Origin of the sequence: Micromonospora rifamycinica (assembly GCF_900090265.1) — a bacterium.
In the GTDB taxonomy this organism is placed as follows: Bacteria; Actinomycetota; Actinomycetes; order Mycobacteriales; family Micromonosporaceae; genus Micromonospora; species Micromonospora rifamycinica.
This window is the reverse complement of the sequence record NZ_LT607752.1, coordinates 729434-753025: the sequence shown is the minus strand read 5'-3', so window position 1 is coordinate 753025 and position 23592 is coordinate 729434. Positions and strand designations below refer to the sequence as shown.

The following is a 23592-nucleotide window of genomic DNA, read 5'->3' as shown; positions in this document are numbered from 1 at the left end:
TCCTCGGCATATAGCTCCCACTGCTCGGCCACCGCCACGTGCGCCAACGACTCGTCATAACACGTTTGTTTGATATCACTCAGAGCCGCGCTGACGAACTCCGCACCGGAAAGTTGCCGAAGACGTCGGACCTCAGCCGCGAGGTCACCGTCGTTCACACCATCGTGAATAGCAAGCCATCCCCAAAAATCTGCCTTTGGCAGATCGACTGCATCCGGCCGAAGACCTAGAGAACCAAGCAATCGGATAAGCTCTTCACCGAAGGAAACACCGGCGACGTGACGCATGACTATGGCATCGAGATAGTCAGGCGCCCGGTTCGGTCGACTTGCCTCAGCAAGTAACCGACGGTGGTCACGCTCAAAACTCTTACGAGCCGACTGTTGAGCACTCACCAACGCGTCCCGAAGCTCGGTCAATTCGTGGTGGGTGCGTACATCACCAGATATGTCAGCAACACGCAGTTCGGCATCCACGAGAAGCTCCGCGTAAAGTACGGCAGCAACCACTGCCGGCTCACCGGCTCGCCCTCGCAGGAGTTCCCTGTCAGCATCCGACAGTTTTTTGCCTTGAGCTTCCTCCCGGCAGAGCGTGGCGATCCAGGTGATGTCCCGCGGCATCTGGCCGGCCGGGCCGGCCGTACCATTTTTTGCGCCCTGTCGCTCGCGGTGAGCTAGGGCGGGACGGTCGCGACCGGGTCGATCTGCTGGGCTCACTGCCAATTGGGTATTCGAACAAGCGACACACCACAAAGCAGACCAGTCCCCGGCAGCGACAACCATCGAGGCGGACACCTCCGCGCGGAAGCACTTCACGCATCGGAAGCTCATCTTCTTGTTGAGAGTATATTGCTGTAGCCGCCCAAGCATTGGATGGACCTTCTTGATGTGATAGCCGCCCGGCAGACCCTTTGACACCGCGCTCCCCTAATCGCATCGCCTCGATAGCCTCATCGATCTTGAAAGTCGGCTCATGCACTCACCAACCTTAAGATCGCCCAGCTCACGACATCGAGCGTGACGGCCGAGATTCTACTAGGGACAGTCCGGTCGCCGTGGCCATGTACTCGACCGTCGGATGTCGACTTCACGACCGTTGATGTGCTGTCTGGGTCAGCGACGGCCGCTCGCCCTGAAAAAGGTGAAATGCCTCAACTTTGCATTCCGGTCCATCGACGGATCGGACCGCGCCTTCGCGACATCGAGGACGTTTCGTTGGTAGCTGTCCACCTGATTCGAAGACGGGAGGCTGTCGGCAGGCATGGCACTCCTCGTGGTAGGCGTCGCCCGACGGGTGCCATTGAGAGCGGCATCTGCTCTGATCAGCGAAAACAGGAAGCCTGTGGGTGGTCAGACATCCGGTTGGTGGACCTCGGCGCTGATCGTCTCGATCAGCCGGCGGGACTCGTCGGGGTCCAGGGCCACCGCGTCCAGACCCGCCCACGCCTGCTCGTACTCGGCCACCTCCGACTCCCGGTCGAGATAGAGCACCCCGGTCAAGAACTCGCGGTAGACCACCGGCGGGTCGGGCTCCACCCGGTTCACCGGCGGAAAGTCGAGCAGCATGAACGAATCGGCCAGGGCGGCCCGGTAGCTCCCCACGGCGAGTGGCACCACCCGCAGCGACACCTGTGGTAGGTGACTCGCCTCCACCAGGTGCCGCGACTGCGCCACCATCACCCCCGGATCCCCGACGGCCCGCAGCAGCACCGCCTCGGCCAGCACCACCTCCAACCGGGGTACCGCCGGCAGCCTCCGCAGCACGCGCTGCCGCCGCAGCCGTACCTCGATCAGGCGGTCCCGGTCCGCCTCGGTGAGGTCGGCCCGTTGCCGGCAGACGGCCGTCGCGTACTCCCGGGTCTGTAGCAGCACGGGGATCATCCCGTCGGCGTACTCGCGGAGCCGGTGGGCCTCGGCGGCCAGGCTGACGTACGGCTCGCACCAGCGGGGCAGCGGATCGCCGTACGCATGCCACCAGCCCTTCGCCCGCGTCTGCCCGGCGAGGGTGACCAGCGTGTCGGCCAGCTCGGGCCGGGCAGCGTAACGCTCGCACATGTCCCGCACGTCAGTGCGGCTCACCGCAGACCGGCCCGCCTCGATCTGCCACAGCTTGCGCCGGCTGAAACCCAATGTCTCCGCCGCGCCGTCCACCGTCATCCCCGCCTCGACCCGCAACGTCTCCAGCACCCGCCCGAGGTGCCGACGCGGCACCGACGACCCGTCGTCAACCATCGGCCCGCCGCCCCTCGCCCACCCCGCTCCCCCGCCGCCGACAGCCCCCGCCTGACGGCAGCAGCGCGTAACTGCCCGCCCGCTGGTTCCGCGCCACCCCCACCGCACCGCCACACCGCGGGGCCGCAGGCCCATCGGGTACGCCCACCAGCCGACCCGACAGCAGCGAACGCCCCGCCCCACACCCCTCCGGCAGGACCTTCCCCACCAGGTCAGCGGCTACCCGCCCCACCCGCACGAACCACTTCCACCACCGTCCCATGGTCACTCCCTTCGCCTTACCGTGCCGCCGGGCACCACTTTACAACTAAACACGTCAAACACGCTATTAGTTGTAACGATGGCATTGGTTGCGAGATCGAACCCTGGCTGTGATGAACTCCGCCCATGGCGCCCTACGAGCCGCTGTGGCGACGGATCAGGCGGGAGATCCAGGCCAAGATCACCACTGGCCTCCTCAAGCCGGGCGACAAGCTGCCGACGACCAGAGAGCTTGCCGACGAGTACGACACGTCGGGCGTGACAGTCAGGAAGGCCATCGAAGTCCTGATCGAGGCCGGTGTCCTGGAGGGCCGACAGGGCGTCGGAGTCTTCGTCGCCGACCGCTAGGTCAACGTCGACCTGCCCCACACCCAGCCGCTCCGGAGTCCATCCCGGATGACCTGAGACGAGGAGAGTAGTTCGGAGTGACACTGCAGCTCCCCACCGTCGGTGGATGATGCGGGTGCAGGACGTCCTCGACGTCTTCGACCGCGCCGCAGAGCGGGGGCTTTTCCCCCAGCCGGAGCATCCCCACAGCTATCTGATCGCGGCGCGGCTGCATGCCTTCAGTGACACCGAACGCTGGGCGCTGGTCGTGGACACCGTCGGTTACAACCCACGCGCCGGCAACGTCGTGGACCTCCTGCACGCGCTCGGCAACTGTCTCACCGACACGGACGAAACCTGGGCCACACAGTGCGCCCATCGCATCGACAACTTCGCGGCGCTGTTCGAGGGTGGTCCGGTGGCGTCCCGGTACCGACGGGTGCCGCTGGTCGTCCGAGGACGGGTCGTGCCGGTGGTCGCCGCCGCGACAACCCCTCCGGAGGACCTGTTCAGGCTGCTCGCTCCCCGGTACCGCGATCTGCTACTAGCCGAGGACATCGAGGTCCGCCACCTCGTCCCGGCGGACCTGCCCCAGGTGCTGCGCCTGGACGACTGGAACCACACCCCACTACGGGTCAGGCCGCCCGATCCCGAGCGGGAACGGCGACGGCATCTGCACGGAGTGCTCACCCGGCACGCACCACCGCAGGAGCGGGTGCCGTTCGAGGTCTGCCCCAGCGACATCGAGGCGTACCAGCAGATCGGCGCGGTGTTGGCGAGCGCCGATCCGGCCCGCTACCGGCCTACCCGCCCGGGAAACACCCACTGGAGCAACTGGCCGATGTCGGGGGCGCTGTGACACCGGCACCGCACGCAGGATGTCGCCGGGCGCACACGACGTCACGTCCATCCGTGCCACGTATACACCGGTGTCGACCGCTTGTCGGCCCACCCGTGCCGCGGCAGGAAGCCTGTGGAGCACTTTCGCTTGCCTGGCCGGGGTAAATTGAGGCAGTGGACGCAAACTCAGTTACCGCCATTTCGGCAACTGCGATCGCTGTCGCCTCGCTCTTCGTTTCGATCGCGGAGACGAGGGCGAACCGTAAACACAACCACCATTCAGTCCGCCCGTTGCTCAGCTTCGACTGCTTTCGCAGCACCGACGGACCGGCAGGAATCAGAATTCGCAACAGCGGCCTGGGACCGGCGATCATCAGGTCAGCCATCTTCTACCTCGACGGCAACGAGGTCGGACCGTGGGAGAAACCCGTCGTAGACCCACTGCGTGACACCTTCGCGAGGTGGCCGAATTTCACGGCTCTCCGCCAAGAAAGGCCCATCCCGGTCGGCCAGGAAATAGTCATATTCGGGGTGGACGAATACGATCTGGTGAGAGACGCCGAGCTATGGGATACGATTACCGAAAGAATCAGGATCCACGTGCGGTACGAGTCGGTGTACGGCAACGAAAAATACGAGACGTCGTTCGAGGGGTCACCTCGCTACAAAAAGTGATCGACAGCGCCGGATCGCCACCAGAGCCCGGATGCGGGCTCGATGCGCGGCTCTGGACCGGCTCTGCGGCGGCTGCCGGCGGCGGCACGGTCGGAATGTCGCTCAGCACGACGGCGGCACCTGCGGTGATGCGGCCGTCCCCGGCACGCATGAGCGTCCTTGGCGAGACGGCCTCGCGAAGGGACTGAACCTCGATCCAGCTCACGTCAGAGTCATGTACGTCGGTGCCGCGATTCATCCGGGAAGTTCCCGTGTCGACCACCGGGGCATGGGGTGACGGAGTGTCGTACCCGTGGGCCATGATCTTGTGGTCACGGCGACGCCGGCCACGGTCGGTGCGTGCCATCAACGCTGGTCGACGCCGGTGTCACGGCGGGTGGGAGGACGTGTGGTGACGGACCCTGACGGGACCGCCTGGCGGCGGCGGAGTGTGCTGGCGGTGGTCCCGCCCGCCCGACCCCGCAAGCTGGCCAAGGTGCCCTTCGTCGAGCTGGCCGACGGACGCTTGCAGGGGGTGGTGTCCAGCGGCTCCGACATCGAACGGGTCTACGTCTCGTCGGTGGCCGCCGGCACCCACGCCTACCACTGCAGCACCAACAACAACCGGCCCTGCGGCGGGCTGCGGGGCGCACCCTGCAAGCACCTGGAGGCCCTCGCCGACGAGGCCGTGCTCCAGTACGGCGTCGACCGGGTCGCCCGCTACCTGCGGGTCGACGCCGGCGAGGGGACGCAGACCGGCGTCGAGCTGCTGGCCCGGCTGGACGCCCGGCACGAGCCGACCCCGGCCGCGGTGGTGTTCAGCCGGTTCCTGCGCCACCTGGCCTACCTCGAACTCCCGACCAGCACCACGGCGCTGCCCGAGCTGCACTGGTTCCCGTCGACCGGGGCGGGTCGCTGATGCTGGGCACGCAGCTGGCGCAGCTGCGCGGCGGCGTCCCCACCGGGCTGGCCGACGCCGACGACGTGGTCGCCGGATTCGACGAGGCGCTGCTGCGGGGCTTCGCCCGGGTCGCCGAGGCGGACACGGCCGCGTTGACGGGCCTGGCCGACGCGGTGGCGGGCACCCCGCTGGGCGACCGGGTGGCCGAGGCGGTGGGCAAGGTGACCGCCGGTTCGGTCGGCCAGGAGCAACTGGCCGGGTTGGCCGGGGCACGGGTCGCGCTGCTCGGCGCGGCCCACGACGCCCTGCTCGACCGGCTCGACACCGCCCTCGGGCGGGACCGGGCGGCGTGGACGTCGCCGACCGACGAGCCGGCCGACGCCTCCCCCGCCCGCGCCGCCGCCCGGTCCTGGCTGCACGAGACGGCCCTCGCCGGGTGGCAGGGTGTCGACCACGAGTTGCTCTCCGCGGTCGGCACGCCGGTCGAGACCGCGCTGGCCGAGCCGGGTTCCCGGCGGCTGGCGGTGCTGCTCGACGGGCTCGCCGCCGAGCTGCGGGCCGGGTTGCCGGTGGCCACCATGCCCCGGGTGCCGGTACGGCGCTGGGCGGACCTGTGGTCCCGGGGCGTGCTGCTGGCCCAGGACGGGCCGACCGGGGCCACCGCCGTCGACCCGGAGCGGGTCACCGGGCGGCTGCTGCCGCTCGGGGTGGACGTCCACGAACACGAGACCGCCGTCCAGGTGCAACTGCACGCGATCCTCGAACCGACCGACGCCGGGACGCCCCGGCTGGTCCGGGTGACGGTGGGCGCGGCCAAGGTCGCCACCATCGGCGGGCCGGCGGTGTGGCGGCTGCTGTCGGCGTACCCCGTGCTGCTCACCGCGATCGCCCAGCGGCGGGCGCTGACCGTCACCGACCTGCCGGCCCACGGCGGCGACCTGCTCTGGGTCGACGGGCGGGCGCAGGCGGGCGAGCCCGCCGACCCGTTCGCCACCGCCCGGGTGCTGCTCGGCGCGGCGGCGGCGACGGCGACCCCACCGCTGGACCGGCACCCGGCGGCGATCGCCGAGCCGGTCCTGCTGGAGGGCTACACCGTGCACGACGACGGGCTGACCCTCGACCTCGACGGGCACCGCCTCGCGGTCGCCGTCGACCGGTTGCCCACGGCGGGTCCGCTCACCCCTGCGCTGGTCGCCGCCTCGTCGGCCTGCCTGGGCCTGCTGCGCTGGGACGACGGGCAGTGGTGGGTGCAGCCGCTGGCGGTGCGGGCCACCGTCAAACGCCGGCCGGTGGAGGCGCACAACGGCGACTGGGCCGACGGGGTCACCGACCCGAAGGTGGCGAAGGCCGAGGCCAGGGCGGGCGACGCCGTGGCCGTGCTGCGCGAGCGCGCGGGACGGTTGCTACGCCGATGAGCGATCCGACCCCGACGACCGGTGCCCTGCCCGCAGGGGCCTCCGCACCGGCGGACGACCCGGTGACCCCGGGCGACCTCGCTGCCGCCAACCGCCGGCAGGTGCTCTACTGGCGACTGCTGGGGCGGCTGTTCGACCCCGACGAGCAGCCCACGCTGGAGGCGGCGAGCGTGGCCGTGGTCGATGACCTCGGCCTGCCCGCCGCGCTGCTGGACCCGACCGTGTCGGTGGACACCGTCGTGCAGCGCTTCCCGGCGCTCGCCGACGAACTCCGCGGCCTGCTCGCCCCCGACCCGGCCGGGAGCACCAACCTGGCCGGGAGCACCGACCCGGCCGCGAGCACCGACCCGGCCGGGAACGCCGAACCCGCCGGGGGTAGCGGCCCGGACCACGGCCACGCGGACGACGGCCAGGCCGACGACGACGACGGCGGCGGGGCGCACCGGCCCGGCGAGGCCGAAGTGCGCCGGGCCGCGCTGGTGTCGAAGCTGCTGCTCAACGTCTTCGGCACCGGGTCGGGACCGGTCAGCGCCGGCCAGCTGGCCCGGTGGCAGGCCGACGCCGGCTGGTTCGAGCAGGCGCTCGGCTGCGATCCGGGAGAACTGCGGCGGCAGGGCGGCACCGGGCTGGGCGGCACCCTCGCCGGTCTGGAGGGCGACCTGGTCCGCCGGATGCACCTGCGGGAGGTGCTGGCCGACCCGAAGCTGGCCGCCCAGCTCACCCCGAGCATGTCGCTGATCGAGCAACTGCTGCGGGACAAGGCGAACCTGTCCGGGGTGGCGCTGGCCAACGCCAAGGCGCTGATCCGGCGGTACGTCGACGAGGTCGCCGAGGTGCTGCGGACCCAGGTCGAACAGACCACGGTCGGCACGATCGACCGGTCGGTGCCGCCGAAGCGGGTGTTCCGCAACCTCGACCTCGACCGCACCATCTGGCAGAACCTCACCAACTGGAGCCCGGAGGACGAGCGCCTCTACGTCGACCGGCTCTATTACCGGCAGACCGCCCGCAAGACCACCCCGTCCCGGTTGATCGTGGTGGTGGACCAGTCCGGGTCGATGGTCGACTCGATGGTCAACTGCACCATCCTGGCCTCGATCTTCGCCGGGCTGCCCAAGGTCGACGTGCACCTCATCGCGTACGACACCCGGGCTTTGGACCTGACCCCGTGGGTGCACGACCCGTTCGAGGTGCTGCTGCGCACCAAGCTCGGCGGCGGCAACGACGGGCCGGTGGCGATGGCGATGGCCCGCCCCAAGATCGTCGAGCCGCGGAACACGGTCATGGTGTGGATCTCGGACTTCTACGAGTTCGACCGCTCCCAGCCGCTGTTCGACGGCATCGAGGCGGTGCACCGCTCCGGGGTGCGGTTCATCCCGGTCGGCTCGGTCAGCAGCTCCGGCCAGCAGAGCGTCAACCCCTGGTTCCGGCAGCGCCTCAAGGACCTGGGCACCCCGGTGCTCTCCGGTCACATCCGCAAACTCGTCTTCGAGCTCAAGAACTTCCTCACCTAGGAGAATCACCCCTGATGTCCGAGATGTTGCGTGCCCCCGCCGAGGTCAAGTACGCCGACGAACTCGACTACCTGGAGTCGGTCGACACCGGCCCGAAGCCGTTCTCGTGGCGGTTGAGCCCGCGCATGGTCCGGCTGTTCGTCCTCGGCTCGGAACGGGCCGACGGGCTGGACCGGCAGATCCCGCAGAAGTGGTTCGGCGACCGCAGTTTCGTCGAACGCAGCATCGTGACCCTGGCGTCGGACCGGGGCCTGCTGCTCATCGGCGACCCCGGCACCGGCAAGAGCTGGCTGGCCGAGCTGCTGTCCGCCGCGATCTGCCGCAACTCGACCCTGGTGGTGCAGGGCACCGCCGGGACCACCGAGGACCACATCAAGTACTCCTGGAACGTCTCGATGGTCATCGCCAAGGGGCAGTCCCGCGAGTCGATGATCCCGTCGCCGATCATGACGGCGATGGAGCAGGGCGTGGTGGGCCGCTTCGAGGAGCTGACCCGCTCCACCAGCGACGTGCAGGACGCGCTGATCTCCATCCTGTCGGAGAAGTACGTCTCCATCCCCGAGCTGAACGACGACAACATCGTCTTCGCCCAGCCCGGCTTCTCCATCATCGCCACCGCGAACAGCCGGGACCGGGGCGTCAACGACCTGTCGTCGGCGTTGAAGCGCCGGTTCAACTTCGTCCGGATCCCGGTGGTCACCAACAAGCGCAGCGAGGCGGAGATCGTCCGGTTCCGCACCGAGGAGCTGCTGCGCCGGCACCGCATCGAGCTGGACGTGCCGCCCACCCTGCTGGACATCCTGTTGCAGAGCTTCGCCGACCTGCGGGCCGCCGCCGCGTCGGCGACCAGCGACGACGAGAAGCTGGAGTCGGCGCTGTCCACCGCCGAGCAGATCGGCGTGCTGGAGGACGCCATCCTGCACAGCCAGTTCTTCGGTGACCGGGTGCTGCGGCCGGAGACGCTGGCCGGGTCGCTGATGGGCTCGCTGGCCCGCCGCAGCCCGGAGGACCTGGCCATCCTCAACAAGTACCTGCACGGGGTGGTGGAGCCCCGGGCCAAGAAGGACGGCGCGGACTGGGCGGGCTTCCTCGACGGTGGCCGCCAGGCGATCGCCTCGCTGTCGTGACGACCGCCGACGCCCGCACCGACGCCCCGGCCGGGAGCGCCGCCGTCGCCCCGGACCCGACCGCCGCCGGCGGGGTGGTCGCCGGCCCGTTCGGGGCGCTGCGGGAGCAGCTCACCGACGCGGCGGCCACCTTCGCCGGCTCCGCCGACGCGCTGGCCGGCATCCTCACCGGCATCGTCGACGACGTCGACCGGGCGCTGGGCGAGCGGTTGGAGATCTTCCCGGTCTGCCACCACTCGCCGGCCTCGGCGCTGGCGATGGTACGCCGGCTGCGGCACAAGCAGCCCAAGGTGATCTACCTGGAGCTCTGCGAGGATCTCCAGCCGCTCCTCGGTGAGCTGCGCAACTGCCGGTTGCCGGTGGCGGTGCAGGCGTTCGCCTCCGAGCTGGACGGCTTCCCCGCCGAGTGGGGTCCACTCAGCGTCGTCGCGCCGGTCACCGAGGCGTCCGCCGAGTACCAGGCGATCGCGTACGCGTTGGAGACGCCGGGGGTGGAGCTGGTGCTGGTGGACCGCTCCACCGACCACGTCTTCCAGTGGTCCCCGCGCCACGACGCCGCTCCGGCGGACGACAGCCCGGCCGGCGACGGCGGGCCGGTGGACGACGACAGCCCGGCGGGGGCCACCGCGGCGGCCGGCGGTGAGGGCGAGCAGGCCGCGTTGCACGGCGACGCGGTCGGCGTGGAGATCGGTGACCTGCGGCCCCGGTTCGCCGAGCTGGAGGCGTTCCTGCTGCACCACGGGAAGGTGCGGCACTGGTCGGAGTGGTGGGACCAGTACGTCGAGCGGCCCCTCGCCGCCGCCGACCATGACACCTACCGGCAGGTGATGGTGCTGATCGGCAGCCTGTTCCGCCGGCTGCGCCCCGCCGGGTCGGACCGCACCGACCGGGACGAGGACCGGGAGCGCTACATGTGGACCCGGATGCGGCAGCACCTCGCCGCGTCCGGAGCCGATCCGGCGGACTGCCTGTACGTGTGCGGCGCCTTCCACGCCGCCAGCCGGGTCGAGCAGTTCGGCCTGGACTCCCCCGCCCCGGACTTCGCGATCACCCCCCGCACCGGCACCCGCTGGCGGTACGGCCTGATCCCGTCGAGCCACTCGGCCATCGAGGCGCAGTTCGGCCTCGCCCCGGGGTCGGTGTCGATCGCCGCCGCCACCTGGACCAAGGCGGTGGGCGGGTCGGGTCCGGCACCCTACCGGCTCGACGGTCAACGGGGCGGCAAGGGCGGCCGGGGCCGGCGCAAGAGCGTCCCGCCGGTCGCCGCGCCGGGCGGTCCGGTCGCCGACCGGCTCACCGGGTTCCTCGCCGCGCCCCCGCACCTCGACCGGCTGGACGAGGCGGAGCTGCGCGGCTGGTGCGTGGACATCGTGCGGCTCGCCCGCCGCAACGGCTACCTGGCCAGCACCGCCGACGCGATCGCGGTGTTCGAGACCTCGATCCTGCTGGCCGGGTTGCGCAACCGGGCCCGCCCGACCCCGTACGACTTCGCCGACGCGGCGGTGACCTGCATCGAGAAGGACGTCGTACCGGGCCGGCGGGACGTGCGGCGGCTCTGCGAGATCCTGCTCGGCGGGGACCGGATCGGGCAGGTCGGCTACGACGCCCTGCCTCCGCTGGCCCGCGACGTGCTCGACCGGCTCCAGCCGCTCGGCCTGGACCTGGAGAAGCGCACCATCGGGCGGGCCCTGCTCGACCTGCACGCCGACCCCGGGCTGGCCGGCTGTTCGGATCTGCTGTGGATCCTGCGGCACCTCCTTCCCGGCGACGCGGTCCGCCCGATCATGGGTGAGCGCCGGCTGGGGCACCGGTCGATCCAGGAGAGCTGGGACCTGGCGCTCGGTCGCCACCAGCGGGCGTTGATCGAGCTGGGGTACGAGGGGGTGACCGTCGAGCAGGTGCTGGAGCAGCGGCTGCGCCGGTCGGTACGGGGTCCGGATGCGACCGCCGCCGGTGCCCTGGCCGCCGTGGAGGACGCCATCCGGCTGCTGCACAGTCCCCGGTTGGTCGACGAGCTGGGCACCCGGGCGGTGGAGCTGCTGTCCACCGAGCGCACGGTGGACGACGCCCCGGAGGTGCTGCGGCGGATCCGTCGGTTGCTGGCCCACCACCGGGCCACCGCACCGACCCTGCCGGCCTGGTGCGAGGCGTTCGTGACGACCGGCTACGCGCACTACTGCACGCTGCTGCCGACCGCCTTCGTCGAGGAGGAGACCGGGGTCCGGCAGGTGGGGGCGATGCTGGGCTTCCTGTTCAGCATGGAGAGCCTGGCGCTCTCCCTGGGCTGTGACCGGTCCCAGCTCGAACTCGCGGTCGCCCAGTCGCATCCGGAGGCACCGGCGAAGGTCGCCCTGGTCTGGGCGGCCCGCCACCACCTCGGCCTGCTGCCGCTGGCCGAGCTGCGGGAGCGCTGCACGGGCCTGTTGGCCAACCCGCTGGTGGTGCCCGCCTTCCCGCGCTACCTCTCCGGTTTCGTGCACGCGCTGGAACCGGTGCCGGGGCTCGCCCCGTTCGTGGTGGAGACGATGTCCAGCGCCTTCGCCCGGCTGCCCGACCCGGTGCTGCTGCCCTGGCTGCCCACCCTGATCACCACCCTGCGGGAGCACGGCCCGGAACTCGTGCCGGTGCTGGTCCGGGAGGCCGCGCGCACCTTCCCGGGGACGTTGCCCGAGCTGGACGCCTGGGTGCCGCCGTGGCGGGGATCGGGTGCCGCTGCACCCGCGCCGACGGCGCACCGGGGCGCGCCGGTGGGTGAGGTGCACACCCTGCTCGCCGCGCACCCGGCGGCTCTCGACGCGGTGGCCACGCTGCTCGGCTGCGACGGCGACTGGTCGGCGGCACCCGCCGACCCGGTGGGGGCGGCGGTGCCGGCGCTGCTGGCCGGGCATCCGGCCACCGCGCAGGCGGTCGCCGCCCTGCTGCTCGGCCCGGATCAGGGTCACCTCCGGTGAGGGGGAGCCGGGTGGACGGCTGCCGGTGACGCGGTCGACGCGCGTCCCGATCCGGGTCGTGTGAGATGTCCCATGCCCGCCGGAGGACAGGTGGAGGGCAGGCCGGAGCACCGCCGACGGTCCGGCGGGATTCTTGCCGATGCTTCTGCCTGTTTCCGGCGGTCCGGGATCACTTGACTCGTCGTCATGACGCAAACCTGGAAAGCGACCCCCCGTTCGGTGGTCGCCGGCGTGCTGCTCGGCACCATGGTGCTGGCCGGTCCGCTGACGGCGCCCTCACACGCCGCGCCCAGCCAGCCGTTCGCACCGTCGGCGACGACGCCGACGGCCGAGGACGGCCGCTCCATTCTCGACCTGATCCCGGCGCAGACCCGGGACCGGATGCTCGCCCAGGCCCCGCTGGTCGACGCCGCCAACATCGTGCGTACCGCCGTGGACGCCGGCACGCCGCGCGGCTACGCCGGCATCGGGCTGGTGGACGACCACGTCACGCTCTGGTGGAAGGGCGCCCTGCCCGGTGACGTCGCGGCGGCGGTGGCCACCGCGCGGCACACCGCCCCGGTCGAGGTGGTCGGGGCCACGTACTCCCGTACCGAGTTGAAGAAGGCGGCGGCGAAGATCGCCCCCGTGGTGGACGCCGACCCGAAGGACGCCGCCCACGCCGTCCGGCTGCGTACCGACGGATCCGGCATCGAGGTCGCGGTCGACCCGAAGATCGGCGCCAGGCAGCCGAAGCTGCCGGCGACCGGGGTCAGCACCCGGACCGTGGTCCGCGAGCGGATGGTCGAGCGGTCCCGGTACAACGACTCCGCACCGTACGACGGCGGGATCGGCATCGGCCTGACCACGTACGCCTGCACCGCCGGCTTCGGCGTCCGCAACTACACCACCAACGTGGGCTACCTGCTCACCGCGGAGCACTGCGGCCCGATCGGTCAGCCGTGGCACGTCGGCTGGAACACCAACACCAACACCGGCACGCTGATCGGCTACGGGGTCGCCAGCAACGACGACCACGACACCATGCTGGTCTCGACCTCCTCGCCGGGCAGCCACATCTACGTCGGTGGGCAGAACGACGAGGTACGCGCCCAGGTGACCGGATGGACCCAGGTCATCCCCGGCCAGCTGCTCTGCCAGTCGGGGTACACCTCGGCCGGTGAGATCGGCGGACCGGTCTGCAACCTGCGGGTCGACTTCCACTACGACGACATCGAGGACCTGGTCGAGGCGACCCAGCTCGACGGCGACGAGTCGGCGCGGGGTGGGGACAGCGGCGGACCGGTCTACGCCGTCAACGCCAACGGCACCGTCCTGGCGGCCGGCACCACCACCCGGTCGGCCGGTCCGGGCTTCGGCTTCCAGGACTTCGCCACCGCCCGGGACGACTACGGCGACATCCGGCCGGCGACGGCCCTGGCGAGCACCTGCCGGGTGTCGTACGTGGTGACCGACTCGTGGGGCACCGGCTTCAATGCCAGCGTCACCGTCTACAACGACGGCCCGGCGGTCAGCGGCTGGTCGCTCGGCTGGACCTTCCCCGGCAGTCAGTCGGTCCAGGGCCACTGGAACGGTGTCTTCCAGCAGACCGGGGCGAACGTCACGGTGACCAACGAGAGCCACAACGCCAGCATCCCGACCAACGGGGCGGTCAGCTTCGGCTTCACCGCCAACGGCGCTCCCGCAACCCCGGCGCCGTTCACCCTCAACGGCACCACCTGCAACTGATCCGTCCGGGCCGCCCGGGCACCGCGGCCGGGCGGCACCCCACAATCTGATCGTCCGGTCAGGCCCCCGTCGCGCTGTGCGACGGGGGCCTGCGCCCGGGCGGGGTGGACCTCCGCTGGCCGAGCGGCGTTCATCCCGGTCCCGACCACCGTGCAACGGTTGTTCACCACCCTCTCGCAGGCTTCGTGATCGACACGGTCACCACCGGATCGAGCGAAGGGCTCCGCAGTGCAGGACAGGGATTCCGAGGACGCCACAGGCGGTCAGCTGTCGCGTCGCCAACTGGTGAAGTACGCGGGTGTCGGTGCGACGCTCGCCGCCGCCGGCCCGTTCGTGGGGGTCGAGGCGGCGCACGCCGACCCGGACCGGCAGGAGGCGGCGCAGGCCGGTGCGGGTCGGCCCGACGGCCGGAGCTGGCGGGCCGGTGACCACCACATCCACTCCGAGTACAGCGGGGACTTCGACACCACCACGAACCCGCCGACGTTCCGCAAGGGCGCCGACGCGGTCTACCCGATCGTCACCAATGCGATCATGGCGAAGAACTTCGGGCTGACCTGGGCGATGTGCACCGACCACGGTGGGCCGACGCACTCGAAGGTGAACCTGGAGCTGGCGTACCCCGATCTGCTGCGGTCCCGCCGGCTGGTGCCCGAGGTGTTGCAGTTCTGGGGGATGGAGTTCGACGCCCCGGCGATGGACCACCACACCCTGATGATCCCCCGGCACGCCGACGAGGCGAAGCAGCTCTTCGAGCTGGAGAGCCGGTTCGCCAAGCGGGATCCGTTCCCCGCCGACCCGAGCCGCGACACCGAGGCCAAGATGGTGGAGTTCCTCAAGGTGGCCCGGACCATGCCGCACAAGCCGCTGGTGATCGCCCACCACACCTCCCGTTCGGCGACCGGGCTGGGGGTCTACGGGCAGGATCTCCCGCACGAGTTCCGTAACGGCAACGACGCCGCCCCGGACGTCTACGTCGGCTTCGAGGGCGCCCCCGGGCACCAGGCGGGGCCGCTCAACGGCAGCGCCCGCGGCGGCTACGGCAACCACCCGACCTACGGCGGCTACGACCAGGCGACCGCCCGGGTCGGCGGGCTGTGGGACGCGCTGCTGGGCGAGGGGCGGCGCTGGTGGATCACCGCCACCTCCGACTCGCACGTGCACTGGACCCGGGGCGGCACCGACTTCTGGCCGGGCGAGTACAGCAAGACCTACGTGCTGGCCCGCCAGGAATACCACGACATCATGGACGGGCTGCGGCACGGGCGGATCTTCGTCACCACCGGTGACCTGATCACCCGGCTCGACGTCACCGCCGGCAGCCAGGGGCGCTCGGCCGGCTCGGGCGAGACCGTCACGGTCAGCCGCCGCGACCGCACCGACGTGGAGGTCGAGATCCGGTTCCGGCCGCCGGCCGGCACGAACGCCAACGGGGACCGGCCGCAGGTCCGCCGGGTGGACCTGATCGTCGGCCGGGTGACCGGCCCGAGCGTCGACCGGGACGCCGACACCAATCCGACCACCGCCGTGGTGGCCCGGTTCGGTCCACGCGACTGGCGGCAGCAGGGCGCGCAGTGCGTCATCCGGCACACCCTGCGCAACGTCGAGGCCGACAGCTACCTGCGGGTGCGCGGCACCAGCACCGACGAGGCCGAGCCGCTGGCCGACGGGTTGGAGAGCCCGTGGAGCGACCTGTGGTTCTACTCCAACCCGGTGTTCGTCCGGGTGCGCTGACCGCCCGGTCCCGGCCCGCCGTCGGCGGGCCGGGACCGCCCCCACCGGGTCGACGGTGCTGAATATGATCAGGCCCACGGCGACGTTTTCCCCGGCCGGACGTTGGTCCGGAGTGGACGTCGACTCGCCATCAATCGCCCGCGTTCGCGCGGGTGTGGGGCAATTGGCGAATCGCGTACCGGTCACCGGTTGTGAATCTTGACCACCCGAAAGCGCAGGTCATACGCTCCGGGCACCCTCGATTCATTTCCCGGGAAGGGAAACGGGACACCCATGCGAACTGCCGGACTCCGCTCCATACTGCATTCCCGCAGACGGTTGGCGAGCGCCACCGCCATCGTCCTTCTGGCCGGAGTGACCCCCCTGGTGGCCGGTCCGTCGGCCACCGCCGCTCCCCCGGCCACCTGTAGTACCGATCCCACCGACCGACTGGCCTCGGTGCCCAGCCCGGAGAGCTTCCTCGGGTTCCCGCTCGGCACCGGTCAGGAGCGGGTGGTCACCAACGAGGAGGTTCGGGGCTACCTCGCCGCCGTGGACACCGCCTCGAAGCGGGTCGTCACCGGCGTGATGGCCAGCAGCGTGCTGGGCCAGCCGCTGCCGTACGCGATCGTGTCCAACGAGCGCAACGTGCGGCCGGCCGTACTCAAGGGCATCGCCGAGGACGTCCGCTCGCTGCGCGACCCCCGGGTGGTGGACCAGCAGCGGGCCGGCGAGATCGCCGAGGCGGCCCCGGCGATCGTCTGGGTCACCGCCAACGTGCACGGCGGCGAGAAGAGCGGCACCGACGCCGCCCTCAAGACGCTGTACGAGCTGGCCGCCGGGCTGTCCTGCGAGGTCGAGCAGCGCAACGACAACCTCATCACCATCATCGTGCCGACGCAGAACCCGGACGGCCGCGACGCCAGCCGCCGGCAGAACGAGTACGGCTTCGACATGAACCGGGACTGGTTCGCCCGGACCCAGCAGGAGACCGACGGCAAGCTCGAACTGATGCGGAAGTACCCGCCGCAGGTCTTCATCGACGCGCACGAGATGGGCGGCCGGCAGTACTTCTTCCCGCCCAACGCCGACCCGATCCACCACGAGATCTCCGGCGAGGCGGTGGACTGGATCAACCGGATCGGCGAGGCCAACAAGGCGGGCTTCGGTTACAACGGCGCGTGCGACGCCACGGTGACCACCGAGTGCTACTTCAACTACTCCACCTACGACCTGTTCTTCATGGGGTACGGCGACACCGTGCCGGCCGCCGGCTTCGGTGCCGCCGGGATGACCTTCGAGAAGGGCAGCTCGTCGGCGGTGGCCGACCGGGTGCAGCAGCAGTTCCACACCCAGTGGTCGACGCTGGGCTGGGCCGCGGCGCACAAGCGGGAGGTGCTCACCGGCTGGTTCAAGGTCTGGAAGGACGCGCTCGCCCAGGGCCGGGCCGGCACGTTGGAGCCCAACGAGGTGGTCCAGCCGACCAACACCGTGCAGTTCCCGGTGCCGGCGCAGAGCATCAGGTCGTACTTCCTGCTGCCCGACCGGCAGCTCGCCGACGCCCGCCAGCTCGTCGAGCGGCTGCGCCGGATGGACGTCGAGGTCTACCAGGTGAAGAAGGCGGTCAGGCTGCCCACCGCGAAGCTCTTCGGCGGCCGGTCGGCGACCAACCTGACCGTCCCGGTCGGGTCGTACTGGATCCCGATGAACCAGCCGCAGAAGCACTGGATCCAGGCGATCATGGGTGAGGACCCGTACACGCCGTTCCCGTACTTCTACGACGTGTCGTCCTGGAGCAACCCGCTGCTGATGGGGATCAACGCCGTCTACACCGGCGCGGACGTCAAGCCCAACGCCGAGCTGATCGACAAGATCCAGAACACCGGGGGCGGCAAGATCCTGGCCGCGCCGCCGCTGAAGGGCTCCTACACCTACGCGCTGGACTCCGCCGCCGCGGCCGAGTTCACCTTCACCCTGCTGGGCAAGGACGTGCAGCTCGTCCGGGACCTGGACAGCGGCGAGGTGGGGATGCCGGCCGGCGCGTTGACGCCGGAGCTGAACACCACGGCCAAGAAGCTGGGCGTCACGCTCACCCCGTACACCACGGCGGCGGTCGGCACCCCGATCAGCCGGCCGGACGTCGGCCTGTTCCAGGGCACCGGCATCTCCACCACCTCCGGCTCGCACGGCGAGGCCCGGTACGTGCTGGGCAAGCGGTGGGGCCTGGACCTCACCCCGGTCACCACCGCCGACATCAACGACAACACCCCCGCCTTCACCGGCCGCACGGTGCTGCTGGTGCCGGACGGCAGCAACGCGACCGGCGGGCTGACCGCGACCGGGCAGGCCAACCTGCGCGCCTGGATCGCCCAGGGCCACACCTACCTGGGCCTGCGCAACGAGGGCACCCGGATGGCCCGCGCCGCCGGTCTCACCTCGACCACCGAGAAGCCGAAGCCGACCGGCTACACGGTGATCGGCTCGCACCTGCGGGTCGACGTGGACCCGGACAGCCCGGTCGGGCTGGGCCGGCCGGCGGAGGACTTCGAGTTCAACAACAACGACCCGATCCTCACCCCGAGCAGCACCGGCCGCAACGTGCTGCGCTACCCGAGCGGGGACACCTTCTGGGCCAACGGCTACACCGTGCAGGGTGACGCGCTCAAGGGCACGGTCGCGGTGGTGGACGAGCCGACCGGTGCCGGGCGGGCGGTGCTGTTCGCCTTCAACCCGCTGTTCCGGGCGTACAACGAGAGTGGGCTGCACCTGGTGGCCAACGCGCTGCTGTACCCGACGACCGGCACATCGGCCCGGACCGCGTCGCCGGTCCTGGTCGACCCGGCCCGGGCCGCCGCGGCGGCCACCCCGGCCACCGAGAACCTGGGCGGGCAGTGGCGGCCGTTCACCCTCCAGGTGGCGGCCGGCGACCTGGCCCGGACCGAGGCGATCGTCGACCGGTACACCGACACCGCGCGGGTGGCGGTGGCGGACGGCTCGGCGTACCTGGTGATCCCCAACCCGGAGGGTCTCCAGATCGACGAGCACCCGTTCCTGGGTGACCTGGTGCGGACCCTGCGGGCCGCGCAGGTTCCGCTACGTTCCGTGGTGGGCTGACGCCGGGCGGGCGGGGGCGGCGTCGCACGGCGTCGCCCCCGCACCCGCTCCGAGCGGCACGCACCGTCCCGGCACCTCACGTGCAGCCGCGTCCCCCACCCCGCGCGGAGCCGGGCACCGCGCATCGGCTAGGAACGGTACATGCCCCGCTACCTGCTGTTTCCCGGCCGACATCACCTGCTGACCCGGTTCCAGGCCGACTATCTGCACCGGTTCGCCACCGGTGGCGACCACGACACCCCCGACGGTGGGCACGGTGTTACCGAACGTGACCACGACGCCGCGGCCGGGGGCCGCCCGGTCGACCCCTCCGCCGACGTCACCGTGGTCTGGGCGGTCACCTCGGCCAACCACGAGAACACCCGCCGCAACCCGGTCCCCTACCACCGGCGGGAGGCGGCGATCGAACGGTTCAGCGTGCTGGCCGGGCTGCGGTCGGTGGTGGTGCCGGTCTTCGACACCGCCGAGACCGACCGGTTCGCCGAGGTCACCCTCAAGAACGTGGCGGCCACCGCAGGCCTGGAGCTGACCCCGGAGAACACCGTGGTCGCCTGCTCGACGCCGCAGGTCGCCGCCATGTACGCCCGGTTGGGGTTCCCGATCGCCGGGGTGGAGGCTGACGTCGACCCGACCCCCGCCCGGCCCTGGGACGTGCTGTTGCGGCTGGCCGCCGACGACCCGTCGTGGCGGGAGCTGGCCCACCCGGCCACCCTCGACGTCTACGCCCGCTACCGGCTCGACGACCTGGTCCGTTCGGTGGTCAACGACCCGGTGGTCGGCGACGAGGGCGGGCTGACCGCCACCCGCGACTACCGGACGTACGCCGAGGCGTTCGCCGACGCGGCGCAGCGCAAGTGGGCGACGGTGCGCGAGCACGTGCGGCCCGGCCGGATCGTCGACGTGGGCTGCGGCGCGGGCGCGGTGCTGGAGCTGGCCGACCGGGAGCCGACGCTGCGGGAGAGCGACCTGATCGGGGTCGAGGTGGCCCGGCACCTGTACGAGGAGTGCGTGCACAAGAAGGCGCAGGGCTTCTTCACCAACCCCAACGTGTTCTTCTACCGCCGCAACGTGCTCGGCGGGGCGGTGTTCGCGCCCCGCTCGGTGGACACCACGCTGACGTTCGCGCTGACCCACGAGATCTGGTCGTACGGCGACCGGATGGCGTCGCTGCGCCGGTTCGTGCAGGCCATCTACGAGCACACGGTGCCCGGCGGGGTGTGGATCAACAGTGACGTGTGCGGGCCGGACGGCCGGGACCGGACGGTACGGCTGCGGCTGTCGACCACCGACGGGGCCAACCCGGCCCGCCCCCGCGAGGATCTGGCGTCGCTGCCGGCCGACCAGGTGGCCGCGCACCTCACCGGGCTGTCGACCCGGGCCCGGCTGGACCAGTTCGCCGTCGACTACCGGTTCCCGTTCGGGTTCCGGTCGGTCGACGACGGCACCGGTGGGCTGGTCGAGCTGCCGCTCGGCTCGGCGATGGACTTCCTCACCCGCAAGGACTACACCGACAACTGGCTGTCCGAGACGCAGGAGGAGTTCTGCGGGCTGGAGTGGGCCGACTGGAAGGCCCTGCTGGCCGACGTGGGCTTCGAGGTCGACCCGGCCAGCGGCCCGTACCGCAACGACTGGATCGTCACCCACCGGCTCGCGCCGAGCGCCGCGCTGAGCCGGGTGGACGGCGCAGCGCTGGACTGGCCGGTGACGCACGTGCTGCTGGTCGCCCGCCGGCCGGTCAACACCTGATCCGGCGGGAGGCGGGAGGCCGGGGGCGGGAGGAATCCTCCCGCCCCCGGCACCGCCGTCAGGAGCCGGTCAGGACAGGAACTTGTCCAGGGCGGCCTCGATGGTTCCGCTGTCCGGCGCCGCGTACGCCTTCATCGTCGTCTTGTTGTACGAGATGAAGCTCGGGCACCGGGTGGCCGGGGCGTTCACGGTCCCGCCGTCGCCGATCTTCTCGGCCGTCTTGGCGGCGTAGAAGGTGAGCTGGTAGCGCGAGGAGATGTAGGAGACACTGACGTTCTTGCCGTCGCTCGCCTTGTAGTCGCACTTCTTGGGCGCACCCTCGCTGCCCGGGACCATCGACATGCAGCCGACCACCGACACGGTGGTGAAGTCCGCCGACTTGGCGTAGTACCGCTTGTCGGAGCCGACCAGCTTCGACGACCAGAACGTCGGCCGCTCGGGGTTGTTCGAGAAGACGTACGCCTTGGCGGTGGCCGGGCCGCTGTAGGTGGCCGCGTTGAGGATCGGGCTGCCGTCGCAGACCGACGACAGGTCGCTGGAGTAGCGGGCCGTCACCGCGTTGTTGTTGTTGTTCGGCTGCTCCGTCGGCGGGTCGGACGGCTGCGGGCTGGCCGAGGTGTCGGTGCCGGGCCCCGGGTTGGCGGCGGTCGGCGTCGGGGTCGGGTCGGGCTCGTCGTCGTTGCCGACCAGGGCGAGCCCGATGCCGGCGCCGCAGAGCGCGAGGATGAGGACCACCGCGCCGACGATCAGGCCGATGACCAGACCGCGGTTCGACTTGGGCGGCGGCACCGGAACACCGAACTGCGGGGGCTGGCCGTACTGCGGGGCCTGGCCGTACTGCGGGGCCTGACCGGGCTGGCCGTACGCCGGGTAACCGGCGGCCGGGGCCGGTGGCCCGCTCCACGGCGTGACGTTCGGATCCGGCTGTTCTCCGTACGGAGGGTGACTGTTGCTCATCTGAAGCCCTTATCGCTGTCGACGGTACCCAGGCACTGGATCATCGGTCAGGGTAGTGAGCGGCACAAACCGAGACGCTCGTTGTCGGAGGGCAAGCAAACCCGGACCGACCACACGGGGTGACAAGCGATCACACTGGGTCACGGATCCACTCTCCTCGGCGGCCGTCGAACCACCTCACAGGGACCTTCGGTGGTGAAATGTGGGGTGCGGAAAAGGGATTAGGCCCGGAACGTGCCTTCCGTGCCGGGCGCTGCGAGAACCCTTCACAATGTGACGTAGATCATTGGAAACACCCCGACGATCGACACGACTCCGCCGACCGAGGTGACCCGGGACACTCTCCCCCCACCCCAACATATCGATGTCTATCACATTGACATATGGGCATGTGGCGGTACATCGGCCTATCGTGAGGGTCGAATCACGGCCCGCGCGTCCCCGCGGGCACCTCGCGTCCACCGTAAGAGGAGGCGGCCCATGCCTGCCGCGCCCCACCCCACCACCCTCCGACGGCTCGTCCTCGCCCTCGCCGCCTGCGCGGCCCTGCTCGTCCCGCTCACCCTGCCGGCCCCCGCGGCCCGGGCCGCGCCGGTCACCGTCACCAACGGCACCCAGTTCACCGACACCGCCGGCGCCGGGGTGCACGCCCACGGCGGCGGCATGATCAAGGTGGGCGACTACTACTACTGGTTCGGCGAGAACCGCAACGACAACAACACCTTCCGGTACGTCTCGGTCTACCGCTCCACCGACCTGCGCACCTGGGAGTTCCGCAACAACGTGCTCACCCAGTCCTCCGCCGGGGAGCTGGCGACGGCCAACATCGAACGACCGAAGGTGATCTACAACGCCGGCACCGGTCAGTACGTGCTCTGGATGCACTGGGAGAACGGCGTCGACTACAACCAGGCCCGGGTCGCGGTGGCCACCTCCAGCACGGTCGACGGCAACTACCGCTACCTGGGCAGCTTCCGCCCGCTCGGCCACGACTCCCGGGACCAGACGGTGTTCCGCGACGACGACGGCAGCGCGTACCTGATCTCCGCCACCCGCAACAACGCGGACCTGAACATCTACCGCCTCACCCCCGACTACACCGGGGTCGCGTCGCTGGTCCGCACGCTGTGGCCGGACAACTACCGGGAGGCCCCGGCGATGTTCAAACGCAACGGGGTCTACTTCCTGGTCACCTCGGGCGCCACCGGCTGGTCGCCGAACCAGGCCCGGTACGCCACCGCCAGCAGCATCGGCGGCACCTGGACCAACCCGACCAACTTCGCCGACGGCACCACCTACGACTCGCAGTCGGCGTACGTGCTGCCGGTGCAGGGCAGCGCCGCCACGTCGTACCTCTACCTCGGCGACCGATGGGCGGGCGCGACGGGCGGCCCGGTCAACCAGTCCCGGTACGTCTGGCTGCCGCTGAACTTCCCCTCCGCCACCTCGCTCACCATGAGCTGGTACCCGCAGCTCACCATCGACACCGCCACCGGCGTGGTCACCGGGGTCGCCGGCAGCTACACCTACGAGACGCTGCGTCCCCGGCACAGCGGCAAGTGCCTGGACGTGCTCGACCGGTCCAGCGCCGACGGCGCCACGGTGGCGCAGTACGCCTGCAACAACGGCACCAACCAGCAGTGGCAACTGCGGGACGTCGGGTCCGGCTACCGGCAGATCGTGGCCCGGCACAGCGACAAGTGCCTCACCGTGGCCGGCGGGTCCACCGCCGACAGCGCGGCGGTGCAGCAGTTCGCCTGCCAGACCGGCCGCACCGACCAGCAGTGGCAGCTCGTCGACGCCGGTTCGGGCAGCGTCCGGATCGTGGCCCGGCACAGCGGCAGGTGCCTCGACGTCACCGGCTACTCCACCGCCGACGGCGCACGGGTGATCCAGTACGCCTGCGGCACCGGCGCCAACCAGCAGTGGCAGCGGGTCGGGGCCGCCTGAGACCGCACCGCCCGCCGTCCCACCCCCGTCCGCCGTCCCGCCTCCCGTAGGGCGGGACGGCGGACGGCGGCCGCCCCGCGCTCCACCAGCACCGGAACGCGATGTGACGATGCCCTCACCCCAGGTGGTTTCCCGGCGGCGTCTACTGGGCGGGACAGCAGAC

The 23592-nt window shown here is 70.9% G+C and carries 16 protein-coding genes; 14 read left to right on the top strand and 2 right to left on the bottom strand.

Translation table 11 applies throughout. The features are described from left to right. Window positions 1-350 precede the first annotated feature (350 nt). Window positions 351-677 (top strand): hypothetical protein, encoded by a 327-nt coding sequence (locus GA0070623_RS03135; protein WP_067312426.1) that lies wholly within the window; start codon window positions 351-353, stop codon window positions 675-677. A gap of 672 nt (window positions 678-1349) precedes the next feature. Here the strand turns inward: GA0070623_RS03135 and GA0070623_RS03130 are convergent. After that, complete coding sequence (locus tag GA0070623_RS03130; RefSeq protein WP_067312449.1) at window positions 1350-2231, bottom strand: helix-turn-helix domain-containing protein; 882 nt, start codon at window positions 2229-2231, stop codon at window positions 1350-1352. Between the two features lie 387 nt (window positions 2232-2618). Here GA0070623_RS03130 and GA0070623_RS03125 point away from each other — a divergent pair, with 387 nt between their 5' ends. From GA0070623_RS03125 to GA0070623_RS03070, 12 genes are all read left to right on the top strand, one after another. Further along, window positions 2619-2840, top strand: a complete 222-nt coding sequence (locus GA0070623_RS03125; protein ID WP_067313371.1) for a GntR family transcriptional regulator — start codon at window positions 2619-2621, stop codon at window positions 2838-2840. A 106-nt stretch (window positions 2841-2946) separates the two neighbouring features. Beyond that, on the top strand, window positions 2947-3678 hold the full coding sequence (locus GA0070623_RS03120; protein WP_067313374.1) for a DUF7003 family protein: 732 nt from the start codon (window positions 2947-2949) through the stop codon (window positions 3676-3678). A gap of 155 nt (window positions 3679-3833) precedes the next feature. Next, window positions 3834-4334, top strand: coding sequence for a hypothetical protein (locus GA0070623_RS03115; RefSeq protein ID WP_157517617.1), 501 nt, complete (start codon window positions 3834-3836; stop codon window positions 4332-4334). Between the two features lie 430 nt (window positions 4335-4764). Continuing rightward, window positions 4765-5232, top strand: coding sequence for a hypothetical protein (locus tag GA0070623_RS03110; RefSeq protein ID WP_089004249.1), 468 nt, complete (start codon window positions 4765-4767; stop codon window positions 5230-5232). After that, window positions 5232-6629, top strand: a complete 1398-nt coding sequence (locus GA0070623_RS03105; protein WP_067313378.1) for a hypothetical protein — start codon at window positions 5232-5234, stop codon at window positions 6627-6629. Before GA0070623_RS03110 ends, GA0070623_RS03105 begins: the two co-directional genes overlap by 1 nt. Then, window positions 6626-8143 carry a VWA domain-containing protein gene (locus tag GA0070623_RS03100; RefSeq protein WP_084261529.1) on the top strand — a complete coding sequence of 506 codons (1518 nt, stop codon included), beginning with the start codon at window positions 6626-6628 and terminating at the stop codon, window positions 8141-8143. The genes GA0070623_RS03105 and GA0070623_RS03100 overlap by 4 nt, the downstream gene beginning before the upstream one ends. A 14-nt stretch (window positions 8144-8157) precedes the next feature. Continuing rightward, window positions 8158-9270 (top strand): ATP-binding protein, encoded by a 1113-nt coding sequence (locus GA0070623_RS03095; RefSeq protein ID WP_067313381.1) that lies wholly within the window; start codon window positions 8158-8160, stop codon window positions 9268-9270. 74 nt (window positions 9271-9344) lie between these two features. After that, a complete protein-coding gene (locus GA0070623_RS03090; protein WP_067313393.1) occupies window positions 9345-12221 on the top strand; it encodes a DUF5682 family protein in 2877 nt (958 codons plus the stop codon). Window positions 12222-12407: 186 nt separating this feature from the next. After that, window positions 12408-13949: a cellulose binding domain-containing protein gene (locus GA0070623_RS03085; RefSeq protein ID WP_067313384.1), complete on the top strand. Its 1542-nt coding sequence runs from the start codon at window positions 12408-12410 to the stop codon at window positions 13947-13949. Between the two features lie 285 nt (window positions 13950-14234). Beyond that, entirely contained in the window at window positions 14235-15683 is a 1449-nt protein-coding gene (locus GA0070623_RS03080) for a CehA/McbA family metallohydrolase domain-containing protein (protein WP_231932640.1), read from the top strand. A 354-nt stretch (window positions 15684-16037) separates the two neighbouring features. Further along, on the top strand, window positions 16038-18776 hold the full coding sequence (locus GA0070623_RS03075) for a M14 family zinc carboxypeptidase (protein WP_231932639.1): 2739 nt from the start codon (window positions 16038-16040) through the stop codon (window positions 18774-18776). A gap of 141 nt (window positions 18777-18917) precedes the next feature. After that, window positions 18918-20522, top strand: a complete 1605-nt coding sequence (locus GA0070623_RS03070; protein ID WP_067313295.1) for a class I SAM-dependent methyltransferase — start codon at window positions 18918-18920, stop codon at window positions 20520-20522. Window positions 20523-20591: 69 nt separating this feature from the next. Here the strand turns inward: GA0070623_RS03070 and GA0070623_RS03065 are convergent, their stop codons facing one another. Continuing rightward, window positions 20592-21479: a flagellar basal body-associated FliL family protein gene (locus GA0070623_RS03065; RefSeq protein ID WP_067313297.1), complete on the bottom strand. Its 888-nt coding sequence runs from the start codon at window positions 21477-21479 to the stop codon at window positions 20592-20594. A 480-nt stretch (window positions 21480-21959) separates the two neighbouring features. Between GA0070623_RS03065 and GA0070623_RS03060 the strand changes: the two genes are divergently transcribed. Further along, window positions 21960-23429: an RICIN domain-containing protein gene (locus GA0070623_RS03060; protein WP_084261524.1), complete on the top strand. Its 1470-nt coding sequence runs from the start codon at window positions 21960-21962 to the stop codon at window positions 23427-23429. The last annotated feature ends 163 nt before the right edge of the window (window positions 23430-23592 follow it).